Origin of the sequence: Burkholderia sp. KBS0801 (genome assembly GCF_005937855.2) — a bacterium.
Taxonomy (GTDB): domain Bacteria; phylum Pseudomonadota; class Gammaproteobacteria; order Burkholderiales; family Burkholderiaceae; genus Burkholderia; species Burkholderia ambifaria.
The window spans coordinates 197,950-214,418 of record NZ_CP042177.1 but is presented as its reverse complement, the minus strand read 5'-3'; the positions used below and the strand labels follow the sequence as shown (position 1 = coordinate 214,418).

The window sequence follows — 16,469 nt, the reverse complement described above, 5'->3', positions numbered from 1 at the left end:
CGTGCGCGGCGCACTTACCCGCCGAGCGTCTCGATCAACGCCATTTCCCGGCTCGACATCAGCTTCTCGATGTCCATCAGGATCAGCATGCGGCCGTCGACGGTGCCGAGGCCCGTCAGGTACTCGGTCGTCAGCGTCGCGCCGAACTCCGGCGCCGGCATGATCTGGTCCGTCTGCAGCGTCAGCACGTCCGACACGCCGTCGACCACCATCCCGACCACGCGATTCGACACGTTCAGGATGATCACGACGGTCTGGTGGTCGTACTCGACGCGGCCCAGATGGAACTTGATCCGCATGTCGACGATCGGCACGATGATGCCGCGCAGGTTGATCACGCCCTTGATGAAGTCCGGGGCGTTCGCGATGCGCGTGACGCTGTCGTAGCCGCGGATTTCCTGCACCTTCAGGATGTCGATCCCGTATTCCTCGTCGCCGAGCGTGAAGACGAGGAATTCCTGCCCCGTCGCATCGCCATGCTCGGCGTCGCGGCCTCTGGTAGCCGCGTTCGCCGCGGCCGGATTGATCATTTGGACTTCAGCAGACACGTGTGCCCCCAATCGGTTGAATGGCGAGAGTCAGAAGATCGCGAGCTCGGCGCCGACTCGGGCGCCGTGCATCGCACGGGTTTCGCGGTTCAGCGCCGCGACGTCGACGATCAGCGCGACGCTGCCGTCGCCGAGGATGGTCGCCGCCGAGATGCCGTGCACCTTGCGGTAGTTGGTTTCGAGGTTCTTCACGACCACCTGCTGCTGGCCGACCAGCTCGTCGATCAGCATCGCGAAGCGGCGCCCCTCGGTTTCCATGATCGTGACGATGCCCTGGGTCGGATCGGTGCGCGCGTCCTCGACCGAGAACACCTCGTGCAGCGCGACGAGCGGCAGGTATTCGCCGCGCACGCGCACCACGCGCTCGCCGTTGCCGACCGTGTAGATATCGTCGTTCGACGGCTGCAGCGACTCCATCACGAAGTTCAGCGGCAGGATGAAGATTTCGCTGCCGACCTTCACCGACATCCCGTCGAGGATCGCGAGCGTGAGCGGCAGCACGATCCGCGTGGTCGTGCCGCGGCCGGCCTGCGACGAGATCTCGACGTGGCCGCCCATCGACTGGATGTTGCGCTTCACGACGTCCATCCCGACGCCGCGGCCCGACACGTCGGTCACGGTCTCGGCGGTCGAGAAGCCCGGCGCGAAGATCAACTGCCAGACTTCGTCGTCGCTGATGTTGTCGGACACTTGCATGCCCTGCTTCGCCGCCTTCGCGAGGATCCGCTCGCGGTTCAGGCCACCGCCGTCGTCGCTGACCTCGATCACGATGTTGCCGCCGTGATGCGCGGCCGACAGCACGAGCTGGCCGACTGCGTCCTTGCCGGCGGCGATGCGCTTGTCGACGGTTTCGATCCCGTGATCGAGGCTGTTGCGCACGAGGTGCGTGAGCGGGTCGATGATCCGCTCGATCAGGCTCTTGTCGAGCTCGGTCGCCTGGCCGAACGTGACGAGCTCGACCTGCTTGCCGAGCTTGCCGGCCAGGTCGCGCACGAGCCGCGGGAAGCGGCTGAACACGTAGTCCATCGGCATCATGCGGATCGACATCACCGCTTCCTGCAGGTCGCGCGCGTTGCGCTCGAGCTGCGCCATCCCGTTGAACAGGCGGTCGTGCAGCGCCGGATCGAACGCGCTCGCGGTTTCCGCGAGCATCGCCTGCGTGATCACGAGCTCGCCGACCAGGTTGATCAACTGGTCGACCTTCTCGACGCCGACCCGGATCGAGCTGCCTTCGGCGCCCGCTGCGGCGGCAGCCGGGCGCGGACGCTTGTCGTCGTGATGCACGGCGGCCGGCGCCGCGGGTTCGGCGTGCGGTTGCTGGGCCGGCTGCGGCGCCGGTTGCGCGGCGGCGCTCGGCTGGGCCTGCGGTGCGGCGGCGGCCGGTGCGGCACCGGGGGCTTGCGCGAACACCTCGACCCGCGCGGCCGGCTCCGGCGCGGCTGCCGGCGTGGCTAACGATTCGGCCGGCGCGGCGGCAGGCGCCGCCGGTGCGGCCGGCGCGGTGCCGCGCGCGATGCGGATCTGGCTGTCGTCGATCACGAAGCAGCACACGGCAGTGATGTCATCGGACGACACGTCCGATTCGAGCCACAGCGTGAGATCGGCGCCCGCTTCCTCACGGCCGACGATCCGGCCGAGATTGCCGAGTTCCTCGGTGAGCAGCGCCTGGTCCTTCGGGTCGACGCCGACGAGCGTGATCTTCAGGTGCGGGCCGTCCGCGCCGACGTCGGCCGCCGGATGCGCGGCGGCGACCGCCTGTTCGACCACGTGATCGGGCGCGCCGTTGCTGCCGGTGGCCGGTGCCGGCGCCGGTGCAGCCGCCACGGCGGGCGCGGCCGGCGCGACGTCGGCGGCCGCGGGCGCACCCGCGCCGCTCTCGGCCTTCAGGCGTTCGAGCTTCGCGCAGATCGTCGCGGCGGCGGCCGCGTCCGGTTCCGCGCTCGCGCGATAGTCGACCAGCTGGTCGGACAGCACGTCCTTGGTCTCGAGGAACGCGTCGACCATTTCCTTGGTCAGCGTCAGCTCATGGTTGCGGGCCCGGTCGAGCAGCGACTCCAGGATGTGAGTCGTCTCGGTCAACGCGGAAAAGCCGAACGTCGCGGCGCCGCCCTTGATGGAGTGCGCGGCGCGGAAGATCGCGGCCAGGTCCTCGGGGTCGGGCGAGCCGACGTCGAGGTTCAGCAGCAGCTGCTCCATCTGCGCGAGCAGCTCGTCGGCTTCGTCGAAAAAGGTCTGGTAGAACTGCGTGATGTCGAGAGTCATGCCCGGTCACCGGTTGGATTCGTCGCGTTCATGTCAGGAGGCCGTCTGCTCGGACAGCGTCGCGACCAGGTCGACCAGCACGGCCGGGTCGATCGGCTTTTCGATCCAGCCGGTCGCGCCCGCTTCGCGCGCGGCGTCCTTGAATGCATCGCTGCCTTCGGTCGTCAGCACGAGGATCGGCGTGTCCGCGTACGCGCTCAGCTTGCGCAGCGCGGCGATCACCTCGAGCCCGCTCCTGCGCGGCATGTTCTGGTCGGTCAGCACCAGGTCGTACGGCACGGTGGCCGCCATGTCGAAGCCGGCTTCGCCGTCCGGCGCTACCGTCACGTCGTAGCCGGCCTGCGCGAGCGTCGCCTGCAGCAGCGCACGCATGGTCGCGGAGTCGTCGATCGCGAGAATGGTCCGGATCATGTCAGCCTCCGCGGGGCCGCCCCGACGGCGCAGCAGGGAATTTGCGAAGCATCGCTTCGCGCCTGTGCGTCCGGCCGGCTTTGCAGAGCCGGCCGCGGGCGGCCGAGCGCCCCCTCGGGGGGCAGCGAACAAAGTGAGCGTGTCGATCGTTTCATGCGTGTCTCGGAATCGGGGAAACGTCAGGGTTTCGGCGCCACGGCGACGGCGCTCGCGAGCACCGGTCGCGCGGCCGGCGTCGGGCCGCCGAGCTGCTGGGCCAGCAGCTTCGAGCCCGCCGCGTCGGCCGACAGCGTCGTGGTCGTCGCGTCGTCGCGCATCAGCGCGTCTTCGGATTTGCGATTCAGCACGATCACGCTGATCCGGCGGTTTTCCGGATCGAGCGGGTCGGCCTTGTTCAGGTTCTGCGTCGATGCGAGGCCCAGCACGCGCAGCACCTTCGCCTCGTCCATGCCGCCCGTGATCAGCTCGCGGCGCGACGCGTTCGCGCGGTCGGCCGACAGCTCCCAGTTGCTGTAGCCGCCTTCGCCGCCCGCGTACGGCACCGCGTCGGTGTGGCCCTGGACGATGATCCGGTTCGGCACGTCGTTCAGCGTCTTGCCGATCTCGCGCAGGATGTCGCGCATGTACGGCTCGACGTGGTCGCTCGACATCGCGAACATCGGCCGCTTCTGCGTATCGACGATCTCGATGCGCAGCCCCATCAGCGTCGAATCGATGCGGATCTGCTGCTTGAACTGGCGCAGTGTCGGGTTCGCCTCGATCGCCGCCATCAGCTTGATCTGCAGGTCGTGCAGGCGCGCCTGTTCGAGCCGGTCCTGCGCGCCTTGCGCCTGCGCGCGCGAATTCTGGTCGCCCGCTTTCGCGACGCGATCGGCCAGCGACGTCGTGCCGTCGGTGCGGCGCAGCGTGCCGGCGTCGGCGCTCGACAGGTCGCGGCCGCCGCCGTTGATGATGCTGGAGTCCTGCGAGCTGCGGTCGCCGCTGCCGAACAGCGCGGCCTTCAACGGCGTGTTGAAGTACTCGGCGATCCCCTTCAGCTGCACCGGCGTGACCGAGCTCAGCAGCCACATCAGCAGGAAGAACGCCATCATCGCGGTCATGAAGTCCGCGTACGCGAGTTTCCATGCGCCGCCGTGATGGCCCTTCTTCTGCGGGGCCACCCGTTTCACGACGATCGCGCGATCCTTGCCATTGCTCATCGAACGCTCCGCGTCACTTTGCCTTCACGCGGCGCACGTGCTCTTCGAGCTCCGTGAACGACGGACGCTCGGTCGAGAACAGCACCTTGCGGCCGAACTCCACCGCGATCGCCGGCGCATAGCCGTTCAGGCTCGCGAGGATCGTCACCTTGATGCACTGGAACATCTTGGTGGACTCGGCGACGCGCTGCTCCGCGAGGCTCGCGAGCGGCCCGATCAGCCCGTACGACAGCAGAATCCCGAGGAACGTGCCGACCAGCGCCTGCGCGATCATCGCGCCGAGCACCGCGGGCGGCTTGTCGGCCGACGCCATCGTGTGCACGACGCCCATCACGGCCGCGACGATCCCGAATGCCGGCATCGCGTCGCCGACGCGCATCAGCGCGTGCGCGGGGCCTTCGCCTTCCGTGTGGTGCGTCTCGATCTCCTCGTCCATCAGGCTCTCGATCTCGAACGCGTTCATGTTGCCGCCCACCATCAGGCGCAGGTAGTCGGTCAGGAATTCGACGATGTGGCGATCGGCGAGGATCTTCGGGTATTGCGTGAAGATCGGGCTCTTGTCCGGATCGTCGATGTCGGCTTCGAGCGTCAGCGTGCCTTCCTTGCGCGCCTTCGCGAGCAGCACGTACAGGAGCGCCATCAGCTCCATATAGACGTCCTTCGTGTACTTCGAGCCCTTGAAGAGCGTCGGCAGCACGCGCAGCGTCGCCTTGATGGTCTTCATGCCGTTGCCGAGGATGAACGCGCCGACGCCCGCGCCGGTGATCATCAGGATCTCGAGCGGCTGGACCAATGCGCCCAGATGCCCGCCTGCCAGCGCATAACCGCCGAAGACGGACAACAGCGTCACGAGTGTTCCCACGATAATCAGCACTGCCTGTCCCTCACGAAAGAACCGGCGGGGAGACCGCCGTTAATCAGGTTTACGGCAGTCGGCAGGAAAACTTTCGCGGCAGCGCCGCGGCGGCGCGGCGGTGTTTACCAGCAAGCCCCGGCCGGTTCGCGCGGCGCGCGGCAACCGTCCGGCTGCCGCTCAGCCGCGTGCGGCGCCGTTCAGGCCGTGGCGGCAGCCAGTTCGGCGCGCGCGGCGGCGGCCTTGCGAGTCTTGCCGGCGCGCGACGGCGGCTGGCAGAGGCCACACACGAAACCTTGATGTGGATCATGCGCATGCGCGACGAAGTGGCCGCCGCAGCGCGTGCACGGGGTCATCTGCAGCATCCCCGAGTCGAAGAAGCGCACGAGCGTCCATGCGCGCGTGAGACTCAGCGCGGCTTCGTCGCCGGACAGGTTCACGTGCTCCTGGTAGAGCCGGTACGCCTTCACGATCGACTGGATCGGATCGCAGCGGCCGTGGTCCTGCATGAACCGGTAGATGTTGTAGAACAGCGACGAATGGATGTTCGGCTGCCACGTCATGAACCAGTCGGTCGAGAACGGCAGCATCCCCTTCGGCGGCGACACGCCCTTCAGCTCCTTGTACAGCTTGATCAGGCGATCGCGCGACAGGCTCGTCTCCGCCTCCAGCAGCTGCAGGCGGGCGCCCAGTTCGATCAGTTCGATGGCGAGGGTGATTTCCTTCACCTCGATCACGACGCTTTTGCTTGCCATGGTGAATAACTGTCCGCTTGACGTTGTTCGGATGAGTGGCCAATACGCCGGCCGCCGGCGCGGCGCGCCGGGACGAACGCAAGGCAAAAAAGGATCAGCGGACGCTTTCGACCGGCTGGCCGGCCATCAGGATGGCCGAGTGCGCGTGCGTGACGACGTCGCTGCGACCCTTGTCGGCGAGCGACGACAGCAACGCGTGATCGTCGAAGCGGAAACGGCACAGGATCTGGTTCGACGCGGCGAGCTTCACGGTCTGGGCGAGCGTGAGGTTCGCGAGCACGTCGGCCAGTTCCTGGGAAACGCCCATGCGGAACATGCCCATCGCTTTGTCTTCCCGCAGCAGTCGTTGCGCGAGGAGGAGGTACGACAGGTTGACCTCTTTGATCTCACTGAGCATTTCGCTAGTGGCGCTCATGATTCCCCCGTTAAAGAGCTTTGCTGTTGGCCTTTCATGTTATGAAAACGTTTGCTCGGTCGGGCCCTATTGGCCTACGCCGGCACGTTTATCAGTCTTACAGGGCGAATTTTGGCCAAACCCGATTTATGTCGGTATCAGCGAAGTGGCGTATGCCGCGCAGGATTTGTCTGTAAACCGTGTAGGAATTTTTCCGACAAGGCGAATTGAAAGGGACAAAAAGCGGGGGAAATGGGGGCGTGAATTCGTCGGAGATGCGGTTCCGCATGGGACGAATCCGGCTGGAGGCCGTCCGGCAAGGCTGCCGGCGCGTGAATCGGTAAAAATTATAGTGGTTTTTCACGATAGCGCAACAATAGTTGCGTCTGTCTGCCGTGATGTTTCCGGACCCTTTTTATCGGGGTTTTCTCGTATTTCACGGTGTAACAAGCCTTAAGTGTTTGAAAAAACACTCGAACCCTTCTAGGCGATATCGATAATGGACTCAAACGGGCGGCGGCGTGAGGCGCACCGCCCCGCCCCCGCAGCTTGCCGCCCGGCGTCCGGCGCATCCTGCCCCGGACCCGGCCACGTACCGCACAGCGCGTGCGTCGGCGAGTTCCGCAACCTTGTATCGGACCGGCATGCGCATCGAGCGCCCACGCCGGTCGACACCGGAGAACGCCCATGCGTATTGCCCAGATCGCGCCGCTTTACGAAGCTGTCCCGCCGAAACTCTACGGCGGCACCGAGCGTGTCGTGTCCTACCTCACCGAGGCGCTCGTCGAGCTTGGCCACGATGTGACGCTGTTCGCCAGCGGCGACTCCGTGACGTCGGCCCGTCTCGAGGCGGCATGGCCGCGCGCACTGCGGCTCGACCCGTCGATCCGCGATTCGATGGCGCCCCATATGCGCCTGATCGAGCAGGTCGCGCGGGTCGCGCACGAATTCGACGTGCTGCACTTCCACCTCGACTACCTGCCGTTCTCGCTGATGTCGCGCCTCGACACGCCGTACGTGACGACGCTGCACGGCCGCCTCGACCTGCCGGAGCTGCAGCCGGTGTTCGACGCGTTCCCGGACGCGCCGGTCGTCTCGATTTCGAATTCGCAGCGCAAGCCGCTGCCGCAGGCCGCGTGGGCCGGTACCGTGTATCACGGGCTGCCCGACACACTGCTCACGCCGCAACCGGACGTGAAGCCCGAATACCTCGCGTTCCTTGGCCGGATCTGTCCCGAAAAGCGGGTCGACACCGCGATCCGGATCGCCGCGAAAAGCGGGCTGCCGCTGAAGATCGCCGCGAAGGTCGACAAGGCCGACGCCGACTACTTCAAGGAAGTGATCGAGCCGCTGCTCGGCGAAGCGCATGTCGAATTCATCGGAGAGATCAACGAGGCGCAGAAGCCGGCGTTCCTGTCCGGCGCGAAGGCGCTGCTGTTCCCGATCGACTGGCCGGAGCCGTTCGGCCTGGTGATGATCGAGGCGATGGCCTGCGGCACGCCGGTCGTCGCGTTCAACCGCGGCTCGGTGCCGGAAGTGATCGAGGACGGCGTGACGGGCTTCATCGTCGAGGACGTGCAGGGTGCGGTCGGTGCGCTGCACCGGATCGACAGCCTGTCGCGCGACGCGATCCGCGCACGCTTCGATACGCGTTTCAGCTCGAAAGCGATGGCGCGCCGTTACGTCGAAACCTACGAATCGCTTTGCACGGCAGCAAAACGGCCGACCTTGCGCCAGGTCGCGGGCGCCTGACGCCCCGAAATTCGTCAGGAAATATTCCGTAAAATTCGCGCCGAAATCGGCGCGGAAAAACCAAAGAGCCGCATCGTCGATGCGGCTCTTTCTTTTTGCGCGGTCATTCGATCAGGAAACGATCGCGGTTTTTCCCGACGATCCAATTCGGCGGCTTGCCGCGCCCGCTCCAGGTCGCCCCCGACTTCGGATCGCGGTACTTCGGTGGCAGCGGCGCCTTTTTCGGCGGACGCCCGCGCCGCGCGCGCTCCACGAAGCCCAGATCCTGGGCCGTGAGCCCATATTCGGCAATCATTCGCTGGACTTCGGCGATCACCGTCGCCACTTCCTGACGGCGCACGTCATCCGCCTGAGCTTGCAGATCGGCGATCTGCGCCTTGAGTTTCGCGTATTGAGACATTTTTCGACTCCCTTTTTCCATGATGCGGCTCCGGCGAGTCCGGCCGGAACACCAACACCCGTTACGTCGTCCGCACTGCCGCCCTGCTCTTCAAAATTAATGCTGCCATCTTTAACCGATTTGGCTATATGGAGAATGCGGACTTATTCTAATAAAGGCCATTCGCCAGCATTCAAATTTAACAATCGTTGACCCTCTTGAACCCGATTCATTTCCTATAATCCAGACCAATTCCGGACGGCGGAATAAATCATCTGCCGGCCCGCTTGTCTTCAACCCACTTGAACGAGGTCCCTACATGAATCTTTCTCAGCGTCTGGCTGCAGAGGCATTCGGCACGTTCTGGCTGGTGCTCGGCGGGTGCGGAAGCGCCGTGCTGGCCGCCGCCTTTCCGGGCCTCGGCATCGGCTTTGCCGGCGTCGCGCTTGCATTCGGCCTGACCGTGCTGACGATGGCGTTCGCGATCGGCCATATTTCGGGTTGCCATTTGAATCCGGCTGTGAGTGTGGGCCTGACGGTCGCCGGGCGCTTCCCGGCACGCGATCTCGCGCCGTACATCGTCGCGCAGGTGGTCGGCGCGACGCTCGGTGCGTTCGTGCTGTACCTGATCGCGACCGGCAAGCCGGGCTTCGATCTCGTCGGCGGCGGCTTTGCGACGAACGGCTTCGGCGAGCGCTCGCCCGGCCACTACTCGCTCGGCGCGGCGTTCATCTGCGAAGTCGTGATGACGGGCTTCTTCCTGTTCGTGATTCTCGGCGCCACCGACAAGCGCGCGCCGGCCGGCTTCGCGCCGATCGCGATCGGCCTGTGCCTGACGTTGATCCACCTGATCTCGATCCCGGTCACCAACACGTCGGTGAACCCGGCCCGCTCGACCGGCCCCGCGCTGTTCGTGGGCGGCGAGGCGATCGGCCAGCTTTGGCTGTTCTGGATCGCGCCGATCATCGGTGCGGCCATCGCCGGGATCATCTATCCGCTGGTCGCGGGGCGTGACAACGCCGTCGACCTGCTTCCCGCATCCGCTCGCACAAGCGAATAAAACACTACGGGGTGACGCGAGCAGAACAGCGAGCCTCACGCTGGCGAACAACATCGAGGCAGGTAATTTGAACGGGCGCCGCTGGCGCCCGTTTTTCATTTGCGCTCAGGAAGCGGCGACGCCGTCGACGATGTCCTCGAGCGAGAACAGCGTGCGCAGGTGGCGGGCGACGCCCGCGTCGAAGTTGTTGCCGATCCGCGGGATGTGCGGCAGTTGCGCGATCAGGTCGGGATTCGCGTTGTTCATCATGAACGCGTGACCGGCCGTTTCGAGCAGGTCGATGTCGTTCATGTTGTCGCCGAACGCGATGCAGTGGCCGGTATCGACGCCGAGCCGCGCGAGCACCGCGCGCAGCGCGCGGCCCTTCGACACGTTCGCGGTCATCACTTCGAGGCAGTCGGGCAGCGAATACGTGACGTACAGCGCATCGCCGAACTGCACGCGCATCTGCTCGGCGACCACCGCCAGATCGGCCGGCTCGCCGATGTACAGCACCTTCGCGATGTCCGCGCCGTCGTGCGCGGCCATGTCGATCACGTCGTACCGGAAACCCGAATCCTGGTGGAATTCGAGCAGGTGCGGCGCTTCGCGGTCGATCAGCCAGCCGCGGTCGGTGAACAGATTGACGATCACGCGCCCGTGCGCGCCGGTCACACCCGGCTGCACGAGGCCGCGGACGATCGCGGGATCGATGTCCTGCGCATGGATCGCCGTATCGTCCGGCGCATGCACGCGCGCACCGTTCGACGTGATCAGGTACGGCCGGATGCCCAGGACGTCGCGGATGCCGGCGACGTCCGCGTAGTGGCGCCCCGTCGCGATCACGAACTGCAGGCCGTCGCGGTCGAGCCGGCGGACGGTCTCGATCGTGTACGGATCGAGCTGGTGGTCGCTGTTCAGCAGCGTGCCGTCGAGATCGGTGGCGATGACTTTGTACATGGGAGCGGGGAAATGGCGCGCAGGATGCTGCGGAACCGCTATTTTAACGTCGCGCCCGGTGGGGCGTCGGGCGGTTGGGGGAACGGCGGCGGCGGGGTGGCGGGTTTCAAGCCGTTCAGCCTTGCGCGCGTTGCCGGTACGGAGTGGCCGGCTTGCTTGCCATCCGGTCGGTCTGCTCGGTCTGCTCGGTCTGCTCGGTCTGCTCGGTCTGCTCGGTCTGCTCGGTCTGCTCGGTCTGCTTGGTCTGCGCAGTCCGCTCAGCTCGCCCACCTGCTCCAGCCGGTCGGCTCAGCCCACGCACCGCGCCCGGCCTCCTCAAACCACTCACCGCGCTTCAGCCGCCCTCAATGCCTGCAGCGCGAGCCGCAACGCGCCGTGCGCGGAATCGTCGAGCGGCGCGCGCAGCCGGCTCGCGTGACGTGCCGGCACGGCCGGTGCAAGCGCGTCGGCCAGCCCGCCGCACAGCGCGACCGGTAGCGCCTGCTGCGGATCGAGCGCGTCGATCATCTTGCCGATCTCGTCGCCGGCCTGCGCGATCAGCGCGGCCGCGTACGGATGGGTGCGATGCGCGAGCACGATCGGGGCGAGGCGCGCATAGATCGTCTGGTTCGCATCGCACGACCACTGGACGAGTGCGTCTCGATCGTGCGCGCCCGCTTCCGCGAGCAGCGCGCCGGCGAATGCGTCGCGCGGCGCACGGCCGTCGAGCGCCTGCTGGGCGTACGCCAGCGCGCGCAGCCCGAGCCACGCGCCGCTCGCTTCGTCGCCGGACGGAAAGCCGAAGCCGCCCGCGATGCGGCAGTCGCCCGCCGCGTCCAGCGCCGCCGCGATGCTGCCCGTGCCGAGTGCGACGATGAGGCCCGGCGCACCGCCGTGCGCGCCAAGGACGGTCGTGTAGGCGTCGCTCTCGATCGCCAGCGCGTCGAGCGGCGCCTGCGCGCGAAACGCGGCGAGCCACGCGGCATTGTTGACGCCCGCCAGCCCGCAGCCGAGCGCGCACTGCGCCCAGTCGAACGCGAGCCCCGCCCGCGTGAATGCGTCGGCACAGGCCGCGCCGATCGACGCCCACGCCCGCTCGATGCCCAAGCCGAGGCCCGACGGGCCGCCGCGACCCTGCGCGAGCTCGCGCCCGTGCCGGTCGGCCAGCACCGCGCGGGTGCCGGTGCCGCCGCCGTCGATGCCGATCGCAAAAAGTAATGCCGTCATGCGTTGATCCTGCTGATTCGAACAGGCGCCAAGCTTAACCGGATCGGCGCCGCACGCCCATCTGCCGTTCGGCCAGCTATGCCGTGAATGGGCCTTCCGCTATGCTGGCACGATCGAATCGACACTGGAACGAGGCGGATGATGTCGCAGCGGTGCAACTGGGTAAAGACGGAAGCGGACGCTCACTATCACGATACCGAGTGGGGCGTGCCGTCACATGACGATCGCCACCTGTTCGAGATGCTGATTCTGGAAGGCGCGCAGGCGGGGCTGTCGTGGTCGACGATCCTGAACAAGCGCGCCGGCTATCGCGAGGCGTTCGCCGACTTCGATGTCGACGCCGTCGCGCGCTTCACGCCGAAGCACATCGAGAAGCTGCTCGAGAATCCCGGCATCGTGCGCAATCGCGCGAAGGTCCAATCCGCGGTGACCAATGCACTGGCCGTGCAGCGCATTCGCGACGAACACGGGTCGCTCGCGCACTTCCTGTGGTCGTTCGTCGATCACATGCCGGTGCAGAACGCCTGGCAGTCGTATCGCGACGCGCCCGCGTCGACCACCCAGTCGGACGCGCTCAGCAAGGCGCTGAAGGCGTACGGCTGCAAGTTCGTCGGCTCGACGATCTGCTATGCGCTGATGCAGGCAACCGGGATGGTCAACGACCACGAGGCCGGTTGCCCGTGTCACGCCAAATGCGCGGCGCTCGGCGGCAAGCAGCAGCCGGCACGGCGCCGCAAGGCGGGCTGACGGCGACGGCGCCGCTGCGCGCATCGATCGACAACGTGCTGAACCACCGCGATCGGGAAAACCAGTACGCCGATTACGTGAAGCCGGGCGATCCGCCGCGCGGTGTGCCTGAGCTCGAAGATCGGCTTCTGAACGAACCGGGGGCCACTCCGGCCCACCGGCACCCCCGTCGAATCCGCCTTGCTGCCGTCAGGCGGTCACAGCTGGACAGGAGGCGTTACAGCCGCCCGGCGCGGGACCGAGACCGAGACCGAAAGCCCGAAGCCCTGCCCCGCAGCCCATTTCCCACCTCCCAAAAGCAAAACGGCGGAGCGGCTTCTTTCGAAGCACGCTCCGCCGTTTCGCGGCGAACCGACAGACGCTCTTAGTGGAGCTTCTTCGGCAGCATCTGGCTGCGCAGGCGCTTGTGCAGGCGCTTGACGGCTGCTGCCTTCTTGCGCTTGCGGACTGCGGTCGGCTTTTCGTAGGACTGGCGTTCGCGCAGTTCAGCGATCAGGCCATTTTTTTCGATAGCACGGCGAAAGCGGCGAATCGCCACTTCGAACGGCTCGTTTTCTTTCAGAAGAATCGTCGTCATGTCGTTCCTAAATTGCTTAAACGGTCAAAAACGTAGCGGCCAAGCGCCACGCACCGGCCATCCGGGCGTCCCCACAACTGGCGAAACGAGCGGAAATACGGCCTCGGAGGCCGGAAAAGAGAGGCGGAAAGCACCGCGGGTACGCTTCACAAGCCACGTGCAGCGCCGCGTTTGACTGCCAGCAAGAATGCCGAGACGGCACAGGCGTGACAGAAAATCTCAATTCAGCCCGCCATCATATCAGGAAATCACAGACAAAACCATCCTTTTGTCGATGCCGGCTGGCCGCCCGACGCGGCGCGGCCACACAAGCCGCCCAACGAGACCTGCACACGGCCCGGCCAAAATCGCTGCGGGCCACGCCGGGCGCGGATTTCGCGGCGACGCGACTCTTCGGTCCCGAATTTCCTCGAACATCTCTCTAAAGTTTTCGCCGGGTGCCGCCGTCAACCAGGAAAGGCGGGCAGCGCCACTCGCGATAAAGCGCAACGCCGAAAACGACCCTGTCTGTACTCAGGCATTTTCCAAAAAGAGGAAGCAAATGCTGAACATCAATACCAACATCCTTTCGCTGACGACGCAGACGAACCTGTCGGGCTCGCAAAGCGCACTGTCGCAAGCGATCAACCGCCTGTCGTCGGGCAAGCGCGTGAACACGGCAGCCGACGACGCGGCAGGTCTCGCGATCTCGACGACGCAAACGGCCGCGATCAACGCGCTGACGCAAGGTGTCGCAAACGCGAACAACGGTATCTCGATGATCCAGACCGCAGCCGGCGCGCTGCAGTCGACCGTCGACAACCTGCAGCGTATCCGTACGCTGGCAGTCGAATCCGGCGACGGCTCGCTGGACTCGAACGCACGTGCAAACCTGCAAGCTGAAGTCACGACGCGTCTGGGCGAAATCGACCGCGTGGCAACGCAAACGACGTTCAACGGCCAGACCATCCTGAGCAACGCCGGCAACGTCACGTTCCAGGTCGGCGCATCGGCGAACCAGACCGTTGCCGTCAACTTCGGCGCGACCGTGTGGACGAGCACGGGCGCAGGCCTGAGCCTGAGCGGCCTGACGGTCAGCGACCAGACGAGCGCACAGTCGGCGATCACGGCAATCGACACGGCACTGAAGAACGTCAACACGTTCCAGGCAACGCTGGGTGCAGCACAGAACACGTTCCAGGCTGCAATCACGACGACGCAAACGCAGGCAACCAACATGAGCGCAGCGCGTTCGCAGATCACCGACGCGGACTTCGCGACGGAAACGGCGAACCTGAGCAAGGCGCAAGTGCTGCAGCAAGCCGGCATCTCGGTGCTCGCGCAAGCGAACTCGCTGCCGCAGCAGGTCCTGAAGCTCCTGCAGTAATCGGGAACATCCGCGCCGGGCTCGCCGCCCGCGCGCACGGCGTCGTCCGCGTTGCGGCGCGCGACGGCGCCGGTCCGGTACCCCGGACCCGACACTCCAGGGAGGCTTGCCTCCCTGCTTGCATTGAAATCGAAGCACGGCGACCCGCCGGAACGCGCGCGACCGCGCAAACGACTGGAGCACCCGCATGACCACGACGAGCACGAGCACGACCGATATCGGCAGTCTTCTGGCGCAGGCCGGACAATCGATCATCAGCGGCGCGACCAATTCGACGCTCGACGTCAGTTCGCTGGTGTCCGCGCTGGTCACGGCCAAGACGGCCGGTCAGACTCAAACCCTCACGACCAAGCAGACGCGCGACAACACCGAGCTGTCCGCGGTCGGCAAACTGAAATCGGCGCTGTCCGCGCTGCAGACCGCGATCGCCGGTCTCGCGAACGGCTCGACGCTGAGCGGCCTCGCGGCCACCGCGAGCGGCAACGGCATCACCGCGTCGGTCAAGAGCGGCGGCGGGGCGGTGGCCGGCTCGTACGCGGTCAACGTCACGCAGCTCGCGAGCGCGAACAAGCTGTCGTCGGCGGGCATCACGTCGTCGGACACGATCGCGGCCGGCTCGCTGAGCATCACGCTCGGCAGCAACGCGGCATTCAACGTCAACGTCGCGGCCGGCGCGTCGCTGTCCGACATCGCGACGTCGATCAATACGACGGCCGGCAACCCGGGCGTCACCGCGTCGGTCATCACCGGCTCGGACGGCCAGCACCTCGTGATCCAGTCGAACAACACCGGCGCGGCCAACACGGTGTCGGTGAGCGGCACCGGCGTGAACGCGAAGCTGACGTCCGGCTACTCGACCGTGACCAAGGCGGCGGACGCGCAATTGACCGTCGACGGCACGCCGGTGAGCAGCGCGTCGAACAGCGTGTCGGGCGTGCTGACGGGCGTCACGCTGAACCTGACGCCGGCCGCGCTGAACACGACCCAGACGGTCACGCTGTCGCAGGACACGACGGCCACGACGAGCGCGATCAACGCATTCGTCAATGCATACAACGGCTACGTGACGACCGCGAAGTCGCTGTCGTCGTACGATCCGAACACGTCGACGGCAGGCCCGCTGCTCGGCGACGCGATGCTCAACACGATCTCGAGCGGTCTCGCGACCGCGATCAGCGGCGGCGTCACGACGGGCAGCCCGAGCACGACCTATTCGCTCGCGGCGATCGGCATCAACCTGCAGGCCGACGGGACGCTGCAGGTCGACTCGACCGCGCTGAACACCGCGCTCACGTCGAACAGCCCGGCCGTCGCCGCGCTGTTCAACACGACGAACGGCGTCGGCCAGACGCTGAACAAGCTGGTCAACACGTACACGCAGGCGAACGGCCTGATCGACCAGCGCACCACGGCGCTCAACGCGGACCTGAAGAACCTGTCCAACCAGGCGACGCAACTGAAGAACTATTCGGATCAGCTGACCGCGCAGTACAACGCGCAGTTCACCGCGCTGAACAACCTGATGGCGACGATGGCGAACAACACGAAGTACCTGACCCAGCTGTTCGGCGGCACGAACAGCGCCGGCGCGCTCGCCACCAACAAGTAAGCCGCCTGTTCGCAGGCCGCATCCGGACGACGACCATGACGACCGATACGCTGAATCAAGCACTCCATCTGACCCACGCGATGCAGTCGGCCACCGCGCTGCGCGACTGGGAACGCGTCGCGGCGCTGGCCGACGCGCGCTCGCCGCTGTTGATGGGGTTGTCGCCCGAGCAGACGCCGGAAGCGCTCGACACGATCCGGCGGATCATGGAGATCGACGCGTCGATCGCGCAGGACGCGCAGGCCGATCGCGATCAGCTCGCGCAACAATTCACCGCATCGCGCGAACGGATTCGCGCGGCCGGCCTCTATCAGGCGACCGGCATGCTGTAAGCCCACGAACAACAACGCGCGCCGCCGTCGAGCGTGCGCCGATGTCGTAACGTCTAGTCGCCTTCGGGCGGCTATTTTTT

At 66.2% G+C, this 16,469-nt stretch carries 18 protein-coding genes; 6 read left to right on the top strand and 12 right to left on the bottom strand.

What is annotated here, in order from left to right:
- Positions 1-14: 14 nt before the first annotated feature.
- The 7 genes from cheW to flhD all read right to left on the bottom strand — a co-directional run bounded on the left by cheW (position 15) and on the right by flhD (position 6,443).
- The gene (gene cheW, locus FFI87_RS00960; RefSeq protein WP_006755764.1) at positions 15-530 is read right to left on the bottom strand and encodes a chemotaxis protein CheW; all 516 of its coding nucleotides are present in this window, start codon (positions 528-530) and stop codon (positions 15-17) included.
- Positions 531-578: 48 nt separating this feature from the next.
- A complete protein-coding gene (gene cheA, locus FFI87_RS00955; RefSeq protein ID WP_138848404.1) occupies positions 579-2,810 on the bottom strand; it encodes a chemotaxis protein CheA in 2,232 nt (743 codons plus the stop codon).
- Between the two features lie 33 nt (positions 2,811-2,843).
- On the bottom strand, positions 2,844-3,221 hold the full coding sequence (locus tag FFI87_RS00950) for a response regulator (protein ID WP_006755772.1): 378 nt from the start codon (positions 3,219-3,221) through the stop codon (positions 2,844-2,846).
- 179 nt (positions 3,222-3,400) lie between these two features.
- On the bottom strand, positions 3,401-4,420 hold the full coding sequence (gene motB, locus FFI87_RS00945) for a flagellar motor protein MotB (protein WP_138848405.1): 1,020 nt from the start codon (positions 4,418-4,420) through the stop codon (positions 3,401-3,403).
- 13 nt (positions 4,421-4,433) lie between these two features.
- Positions 4,434-5,294, bottom strand: coding sequence for a flagellar motor stator protein MotA (motA, locus tag FFI87_RS00940; RefSeq protein WP_006755770.1), 861 nt, complete (start codon positions 5,292-5,294; stop codon positions 4,434-4,436).
- A 179-nt stretch (positions 5,295-5,473) separates the two neighbouring features.
- Positions 5,474-6,028: a flagellar transcriptional regulator FlhC gene (flhC, locus tag FFI87_RS00935; protein ID WP_012362823.1), complete on the bottom strand. Its 555-nt coding sequence runs from the start codon at positions 6,026-6,028 to the stop codon at positions 5,474-5,476.
- 94 nt (positions 6,029-6,122) lie between these two features.
- Entirely contained in the window at positions 6,123-6,443 is a 321-nt protein-coding gene (gene flhD / locus FFI87_RS00930; RefSeq protein WP_006751074.1) for a flagellar transcriptional regulator FlhD, read from the bottom strand.
- Between the two features lie 666 nt (positions 6,444-7,109).
- Between flhD and FFI87_RS00920 the strand changes: the two genes are divergently transcribed.
- Positions 7,110-8,174: a glycosyltransferase family 4 protein gene (locus FFI87_RS00920; RefSeq protein WP_012362822.1), complete on the top strand. Its 1,065-nt coding sequence runs from the start codon at positions 7,110-7,112 to the stop codon at positions 8,172-8,174.
- A gap of 103 nt (positions 8,175-8,277) precedes the next feature.
- Here FFI87_RS00920 and FFI87_RS00915 read toward each other — a convergent pair whose 3' ends face one another.
- On the bottom strand, positions 8,278-8,574 hold the full coding sequence (locus tag FFI87_RS00915) for an H-NS histone family protein (RefSeq protein WP_006751072.1): 297 nt from the start codon (positions 8,572-8,574) through the stop codon (positions 8,278-8,280).
- 298 nt (positions 8,575-8,872) lie between these two features.
- On the opposite strand from FFI87_RS00915, the gene aqpZ reads away from it, so the two are divergent.
- Complete coding sequence (aqpZ, locus tag FFI87_RS00910) at positions 8,873-9,613, top strand: aquaporin Z (protein WP_011655679.1); 741 nt, start codon at positions 8,873-8,875, stop codon at positions 9,611-9,613.
- Positions 9,614-9,718: 105 nt separating this feature from the next.
- On the opposite strand, the gene FFI87_RS00905 is transcribed toward aqpZ, so the two are convergent.
- From FFI87_RS00905 to FFI87_RS00895, 3 genes are all read right to left on the bottom strand, one after another.
- Positions 9,719-10,552 (bottom strand): Cof-type HAD-IIB family hydrolase, encoded by an 834-nt coding sequence (locus FFI87_RS00905; RefSeq protein WP_138848406.1) that lies wholly within the window; start codon positions 10,550-10,552, stop codon positions 9,719-9,721.
- Between the two features lie 115 nt (positions 10,553-10,667).
- On the bottom strand, positions 10,668-10,853 hold the full coding sequence (locus FFI87_RS34400; RefSeq protein WP_186381711.1) for a hypothetical protein: 186 nt from the start codon (positions 10,851-10,853) through the stop codon (positions 10,668-10,670).
- Between the two features lie 23 nt (positions 10,854-10,876).
- Entirely contained in the window at positions 10,877-11,758 is an 882-nt protein-coding gene (locus tag FFI87_RS00895) for a BadF/BadG/BcrA/BcrD ATPase family protein (RefSeq protein WP_138848407.1), read from the bottom strand.
- 141 nt (positions 11,759-11,899) lie between these two features.
- Between FFI87_RS00895 and FFI87_RS00890 the strand changes: the two genes are divergently transcribed.
- On the top strand, positions 11,900-12,505 hold the full coding sequence (locus tag FFI87_RS00890; protein ID WP_138848519.1) for a DNA-3-methyladenine glycosylase I: 606 nt from the start codon (positions 11,900-11,902) through the stop codon (positions 12,503-12,505).
- Between the two features lie 364 nt (positions 12,506-12,869).
- On the opposite strand, the gene rpsU is transcribed toward FFI87_RS00890, so the two are convergent.
- On the bottom strand, positions 12,870-13,082 hold the full coding sequence (gene rpsU / locus FFI87_RS00885) for a 30S ribosomal protein S21 (RefSeq protein ID WP_006401410.1): 213 nt from the start codon (positions 13,080-13,082) through the stop codon (positions 12,870-12,872).
- A gap of 541 nt (positions 13,083-13,623) precedes the next feature.
- Between rpsU and FFI87_RS00880 the strand changes: the two genes are divergently transcribed.
- The 3 genes from FFI87_RS00880 to FFI87_RS00870 all read left to right on the top strand — a co-directional run bounded on the left by FFI87_RS00880 (position 13,624) and on the right by FFI87_RS00870 (position 16,389).
- Positions 13,624-14,448 (top strand): flagellin domain-containing protein, encoded by an 825-nt coding sequence (locus FFI87_RS00880; protein WP_012362818.1) that lies wholly within the window; start codon positions 13,624-13,626, stop codon positions 14,446-14,448.
- A 187-nt stretch (positions 14,449-14,635) separates the two neighbouring features.
- A complete protein-coding gene (gene fliD, locus FFI87_RS00875; protein WP_012362817.1) occupies positions 14,636-16,057 on the top strand; it encodes a flagellar filament capping protein FliD in 1,422 nt (473 codons plus the stop codon).
- Positions 16,058-16,092: 35 nt separating this feature from the next.
- A complete protein-coding gene (locus FFI87_RS00870) occupies positions 16,093-16,389 on the top strand; it encodes a flagellar protein FliT (protein WP_011655674.1) in 297 nt (98 codons plus the stop codon).
- Positions 16,390-16,469 lie beyond the last annotated feature (80 nt).

Bases quoted from the DNA above. Each gene is read 5' to 3' on its own strand.
- FFI87_RS00895 (WP_138848407.1), bottom strand. From the start codon at position 11,758: ATGACGGCATTACTTTTTGCGATCGGCATCGACGGCGGCGGCACCGGC.
- FFI87_RS00905 (WP_138848406.1), bottom strand. From the start codon at position 10,552: ATGTACAAAGTCATCGCCACCGATCTCGACGGCACGCTGCTGAACAGC.
- FFI87_RS00870 (WP_011655674.1), top strand. From the start codon at position 16,093: ATGACGACCGATACGCTGAATCAAGCACTCCATCTGACCCACGCGATG.
- flhC (WP_012362823.1), bottom strand. From the start codon at position 6,028: ATGGCAAGCAAAAGCGTCGTGATCGAGGTGAAGGAAATCACCCTCGCC.
- rpsU (WP_006401410.1), bottom strand. From the start codon at position 13,082: ATGACGACGATTCTTCTGAAAGAAAACGAGCCGTTCGAAGTGGCGATT.
- FFI87_RS00915 (WP_006751072.1), bottom strand. From the start codon at position 8,574: ATGTCTCAATACGCGAAACTCAAGGCGCAGATCGCCGATCTGCAAGCT.
- cheW (WP_006755764.1), bottom strand. From the start codon at position 530: ATGATCAATCCGGCCGCGGCGAACGCGGCTACCAGAGGCCGCGACGCC.
- flhD (WP_006751074.1), bottom strand. From the start codon at position 6,443: ATGAGCGCCACTAGCGAAATGCTCAGTGAGATCAAAGAGGTCAACCTG.
- fliD (WP_012362817.1), top strand. From the start codon at position 14,636: ATGACCACGACGAGCACGAGCACGACCGATATCGGCAGTCTTCTGGCG.
- motB (WP_138848405.1), bottom strand. From the start codon at position 4,420: ATGAGCAATGGCAAGGATCGCGCGATCGTCGTGAAACGGGTGGCCCCG.
- aqpZ (WP_011655679.1), top strand. From the start codon at position 8,873: ATGAATCTTTCTCAGCGTCTGGCTGCAGAGGCATTCGGCACGTTCTGG.
- cheA (WP_138848404.1), bottom strand. From the start codon at position 2,810: ATGACTCTCGACATCACGCAGTTCTACCAGACCTTTTTCGACGAAGCC.
- FFI87_RS00920 (WP_012362822.1), top strand. From the start codon at position 7,110: ATGCGTATTGCCCAGATCGCGCCGCTTTACGAAGCTGTCCCGCCGAAA.
- FFI87_RS00890 (WP_138848519.1), top strand. From the start codon at position 11,900: ATGTCGCAGCGGTGCAACTGGGTAAAGACGGAAGCGGACGCTCACTAT.
- FFI87_RS00950 (WP_006755772.1), bottom strand. From the start codon at position 3,221: ATGATCCGGACCATTCTCGCGATCGACGACTCCGCGACCATGCGTGCG.
- FFI87_RS00880 (WP_012362818.1), top strand. From the start codon at position 13,624: ATGCTGAACATCAATACCAACATCCTTTCGCTGACGACGCAGACGAAC.